Source organism: Pseudoalteromonas sp. 2CM37A, assembly GCF_023161885.1.
GTDB lineage: Bacteria > Pseudomonadota > Gammaproteobacteria > Enterobacterales > Alteromonadaceae > Pseudoalteromonas > Pseudoalteromonas atlantica.
In genome coordinates this window covers 833,704-839,314 of record NZ_JALNTJ010000002.1, presented here as the reverse complement: position 1 = coordinate 839,314, position 5,611 = coordinate 833,704, and the positions used below count along the sequence as shown (strand labels likewise).

At 43.3% G+C, this 5,611-nt stretch carries 3 protein-coding genes; 2 read left to right on the top strand and 1 reads right to left on the bottom strand.

Annotated features, from left to right (window positions below):
* Positions 1-723 precede the first annotated feature (723 nt).
* The gene (locus tag MTF68_RS07440; RefSeq protein ID WP_337946975.1) at positions 724-1,188 is read left to right on the top strand and encodes a transposase; all 465 of its coding nucleotides are present in this window, start codon (positions 724-726) and stop codon (positions 1,186-1,188) included.
* A gap of 283 nt (positions 1,189-1,471) precedes the next feature.
* Here MTF68_RS07440 and katG read toward each other — a convergent pair whose 3' ends face one another.
* Positions 1,472-3,652: a catalase/peroxidase HPI gene (gene katG / locus MTF68_RS07435; protein WP_248462123.1), complete on the bottom strand. Its 2,181-nt coding sequence runs from the start codon at positions 3,650-3,652 to the stop codon at positions 1,472-1,474.
* A gap of 658 nt (positions 3,653-4,310) precedes the next feature.
* On the opposite strand from katG, the gene MTF68_RS07430 reads away from it, so the two are divergent.
* A complete protein-coding gene (locus MTF68_RS07430; protein WP_024032988.1) occupies positions 4,311-5,189 on the top strand; it encodes a tetratricopeptide repeat protein in 879 nt (292 codons plus the stop codon).
* Positions 5,190-5,611 lie beyond the last annotated feature (422 nt).

Sequence of the window (5,611 nt, the reverse complement as noted above, 5' to 3'; positions counted from 1 at the left end):
AACAACCTTTGCTAAAGCCATGAGAAGCTGCGCTTCTAACGTGAGCAAGCTCAACGTCTACAAGTCAAATTAACGCCGGAGCTAAGCCCAATCCTGTAGACGCACAGCTTGCTGGCGTTTAAAAGCAACGCTTTTACCTAAGTGTTACCATCTTTGCTAAGGCCATGAGAAGCTGCGCTTCTAACGTGAGCAAGCTCAACGACTACAAGTCAAACTAACGCCGGAGCTAAGCCCAATCCTGTAGACGCACAGCTTGCTGGCGTCTTAAAAGCAACGCTTTTACCTAAGTGTAACAACCTTTGCTAAAGCCATGAGAAGCTGCGCTTCTAACGTGAGCAAGCTCAACGTCTACAAGTCAAATTAACGCCAGAGCTAAGCCCAATCCTGTAGACGCGCAGCTTGTTGGCGTTTAAAAGCAGCGCTTTTACATAAGTGTAACCACCTTTGCTAAGGCCATGAGAAGCTACGTTTCTAACGTGAGCAAGCTCAACGTCTACAAGTCAAACTAACGCCGGAGCTAACCTCTACCTTGTAGACGCACAGCTTGCTGGCGTTTAAAAGCAACGCTTTTACCCTGATGTTAAACCCCTTCGCTAAAGCCATTAGAAGCTACGCTTCTAACGTGAGCAAGCTCAACGTCTACAAGTCAGATTAACTACTGTTTTAAAAACTTGCCTTGTGTAAAAAACAGGTTTTCCTATATTTATTAAAATATATTAAGAAATGGCTCTCATGGTTTCTTCAACAAAACTATTAAAAGGTCGCTGCTCGTCTGCAAATAAATATTATTCAGTCACCATATGCTGCGTGCAAAGAGCCGATTTATTTGAAAACTTTGAGAATGCCTGTATAGCCGCTCGCGCGATCTTTTATATGCAAAAAAATGTTAATACTATTTGCTATACCGTAATGCCAGATCACCTTCATTGGCTTTTTCAAGTTAAGGCGCTCTCACTATCTGAGGTAGTTAGGCAGTTTAAAAGCTTAACAACCGTGAAGATTAATGCGCTTAGTGGTGATAAAGGTCCAATTTGGCAACAAAATTATTTTGATCATCAAATCCGCAATGAAAGAGATTTAATAATTCAGGCTCGTTATATTGTTGCAAACCCATTAAGAGCTGGGATTGTGCAAAAGATTGAACAATACCCTTTTTGGGATTGTATATATTTGAACGGCGGGGGTTGAGGGTATTATTTTTATTTTTCGTGAACAAGCATCGTGTACCAACGCCGGAGCTTAGCCCTAGTCTGTAGACGCACAGCTTGCTGGCGTTTAAAAGCAGCGCTTTTACCTAAGTGTAAGCCCCTTTGCTAAAACCATGAGAAGCTACGCTTCTAACGTGAGCAAGCTCTACGTCTACAAGACAAACTAACGCCGAAGCTAAGCTCTGTGCCTACAGGCCACGAACTAAAATTTAGATAATAAAAAAGGGAGCTATGTTGCTCCCCTTTGTGCCTATAATTTTGATTTATTTAAGATCAAATCTGTCGGCGTTCATTACTTTTACCCATGCACTTACGAAATCATGTACAAAACGTTCGTTGTTGTCGTCTTGTGCGTAAAATTCGCTTAGTGCACGTAATATAGAGTTTGAACCAAACACTAAATCTATACGTGTCGCGGTCCATTTTATGGTGCCTGTTTTACGTTCAACAATGTTGTAAACACCTGGCTCAGACGGTTTCCAGTTATTGGCCATGTCGGTTAAGTTTACAAAAAAGTCGGTAGAAAGCGCACCTACGTTGTCGGTAAATACGCCGTGTTTGCTGCCTGCGTAGTTTGTGCCTAACACGCGCATTCCGCCAAACAGTACGGTCATTTCTGGTGCTGTTAGGCCCATTAACTGGCTACGCTCTAAAAGTAGCTCTTCTGGCGATATGCTAAAGTCGCCTTTAAGGTAGTTTCTAAAGCCGTCGTGTACTGGCTCTAATGGTTCGAACGACTCGGCATCGGTCATTTCGTCGGTTGCATCGCCGCGCCCTGGCGCAAACGGTACTGTTACATCAACACCAGCTTGTTTTGCAGCTTGCTCTACAGCTGCTGTGCCACCTAATACGATTAAATCTGCAATACTGATAGGCTTAGCTAAACCTGCTTTAAATTTTTCAAGGGCGCTAAGTACGCTTGCTAAGCGCTCTGGCTCATTGCCTTGCCAATCTTTTTGCGGAGCTAAGCGAATACGCGCGCCATTTGCACCACCACGGCGGTCTGAGCCACGGTACGTACGTGCGCTATCCCATGCTGTAGTAATTAAATCGGTTGCGCTTACGCCACAATCAAGAATTTGTGCTTTTAGCTCGCTAATTTCGTCATCAGATAGGGTGTAGTCAACCGCTGGAATTGGGTCTTGCCAAATTAGGTCTTCGCTTGGTACATCTTTACCTAAGTAACACGCTTTAGGACCTAAGTCGCGGTGCGTAAGTTTAAACCACGCGCGGGCAAACACATCAGAAAAATACTCAAAGTCGTTGTTAAAGCGTTCAATAATTTTACGGTAGATTGGGTCTACCTTCATGGCCATATCGGCGTCGGTCATCATTGGGTTTAAGCGAATTGATGGGTCTTCTACATCTACCGGCTTGTCTTCTTCTTTAATGTTTACAGGCTCCCATTGGTGCGCGCCTGCTGGGCTTTTAGTTAGCTCCCACTCGTAATTTAATAGTAAGTGACAGTAGCCGTTATCCCATTTTGTAGGGTGGGTAGTCCACGCGCCTTCTAGGCCCGACGTTACAGTATTGCGACCAAAGCCGCCTTCTTTAGTGCTGTTCCAGCCTAGGCCTTGCTCGTGTACGTCGGCCGCTTCTGGCTCTGGGCCTAAGTGCTCAGCTTTACCGTTACCGTGGGTTTTACCTACCGTGTGACCGCCTACAGTAAGCGCTGCGGTTTCTTCGTCGTTCATTGCCATGCGAGCAAATGTTTCACGTACGTGCTGCGCGGTTTTTTGCGGATCGGGTATACCATTAACGCCTTCTGGGTTTACGTAAATTAAGCCCATTTGTACCGCAGCCAATGGGTTTTCCATGGTGTCGGGTTTTTCTACGTTGTCGTAACGCTCATCACTCGGTGCTAGCCATTCTTTTTCTGCGCCCCAGTAAATGTCTTTTTCTGGGTGCCAAATGTCTTCACGGCCACCTGCAAAGCCATAAATTTTTAAGCCCATTGATTCGTATGCCATGTTACCGGCTAAAATAAATAGGTCGGCCCACGATAGTTTGTTACCGTATTTTTTCTTGATTGGCCACAATAGGCGGCGTGCTTTATCTAAGCTTGCGTTGTCTGGCCACGAATTTAGCGGCGAAAAACGCTGGTTGCCGGTGCTTGCGCCACCACGACCGTCTGATAATCGGTACGTACCCGCAGAGTGCCATGCCATGCGGATCATTAAGCCGCCGTAATGACCCCAATCGGCAGGCCACCAATCTTGGCTATCGGTCATAAAGGCTTTTAGGTCTGCTTTAACTGCGTCTAAATCGAGAGATTTGAATGCTTCGGCGTAGTCGAAGTCTGTGCCGTAGGGGTTTGATTTTGTGTCGTGCTGATGAAGAATGTCTAAATTTAGAGTATTTGGCCACCAATCTGTGTTTACTTTAGAAATAACTGAGTTACTACCGTGCATTACGGGACATTGACCCGATTTAGTGCTGCTCATTTTCAGCTCCTTACTTTAAATGAAGAGTTTAACTATTTTACTCAAGCCCCAGCGCTTACATTTAAAGTAGCACGCTAAGGTTTATTAATTTTGTGCATAATTTTTATTTACTGCTCAAACAATATAGACCCCTAATATTACATTCGCCAGCGTATTAACTTGAATTAAATCGATTGAAACCATTGGTTTAATGAATACAGTTTAAACTCCACAATTAGTGTGATCGGATTAAATAGATAACGCGTAATGGTATGTGAAGGGTTTGAAAGTGGCTTTTAATTAAGCGCACATTGGAATACCCCCCTTCACCATGAAATTAAAGTTGTTTATAAAGGTGCATTACTAAGCCCAATGCACCTTTACTTTATAACTTATTGAAATCTATTTTGAATAATTAAGTAAATGTTCAGATTAACTTGATTATTATGACCACTCACTCCTGTTATTTCCCTGCGACAATTTATTGTTGTTTTAAGCAGTTTTGCCAGCCCACATTGGGCTGGCTTTTTTTTGCCTAAAATTTAGAATCCTTTGAGGCTGTGTGAACAGTTGTATGATTTTGTTAAGTTGTTTAATGTTCAAAGCCAACACGCCCTAGTGCCAATAAGCCTTGCATGTTAAAGTGCGATTAGTCACTAATAATTAACTAGGCGTACCCATGCGTTTTTATATAACTATTCTATTTGTTTGTTTTGTTTCGCTTTTAAATACTGTTAATGCCCAAGAATCTGCTGCACCAACAGAAGAGCAACAGCAACAAGCGTTAGCGCAATTAAATGAGCCCATGTATAAACCGCTTTTAGAACGCTATATTCTTGATGAGTTAAAAGCCGTTCGCCAAGACCAACAACAATTACGCGAAGATGTAACAAAACAAGTTACACACGCCCAGTTAGATACCGCCGACAGAGCGCTTATTTACACCACCGACACTATTAATAACGTGTTTTTTATTATTACTGCTACGGCCTCTATTTTGGTTTTAGTGGGCTGGAACTCGCTGCGCGATGTTAAAAATAAAGTAGAAGACATAGTAAATACGCGTGTCAGTGTGATCACTGACGAGTACGAAGATCGCTTAAAAATTCTTGAAGAAAAACTTCGTGTACGCTCAGAAGAAATACTCAGTAACCAAGAGCGTATATCGGTCACTAACGAGGTGCACTCGTTATGGATGCGCGCAAACCTAGAAAGCGACTTTGCAAACAAAATAGAAATATTTGACGAAATTTTAAAACGTAAGCCAGAGGATGTAGAAGCCATTGCCTATAAAGCCGATGCATTATTAGAGCTAAACGAAACCGCCAAAGCCATTGAGTTATGTAACCAAGCTATTGATATAGATAGCGACTACGGCTATGCATACTGGCAGCGTGCGTGTGCGTATGCACTTACACACAAACATGCCGATGCATTAGCCGATATAAAAATGGCCCTTGAATACTCGCCAAACTTACGTAATGAGCTACTACACGAAAGTGCATTTGCTAGCCTACACGACAACGACAGCTTTAATACCATAGTAGCGGGTAGCTAGAGTTTTGTAGGCGCGTTATTGGCGTAAAGTGCGAAGCCCACAATAGCAGTAGCAGCGGCTTTATGCCGCGAAAAAAATCAATATAAAACGCGAGGTAAACTCGCTGCTACGTGGTTAGCTCATGCTTTCGTTTAAAAGTGATTATGTCACCACCGAGAAGTGAAGGAGGAGAACAGGAGAAATTACTCACCACCCCCCATTGTTTCCTGTATGTCTCTGTGTCCTCTGTGGTGAAATTAATGAGTAGCAGCGGCATTATGCCGCGAAAAAATTCAATATAAAACGCGAGGTAAACTCGCTGCTACGTGGTTAGCCTATGCTTTCGTTTAAAAGTGATTATGTCACCACCGAGAAGTGAAGGAGGAGAACAGGAGAAATTACTCACCACCCCCATTGTTTCCTGTATGTCTCTGTGTCCTCTG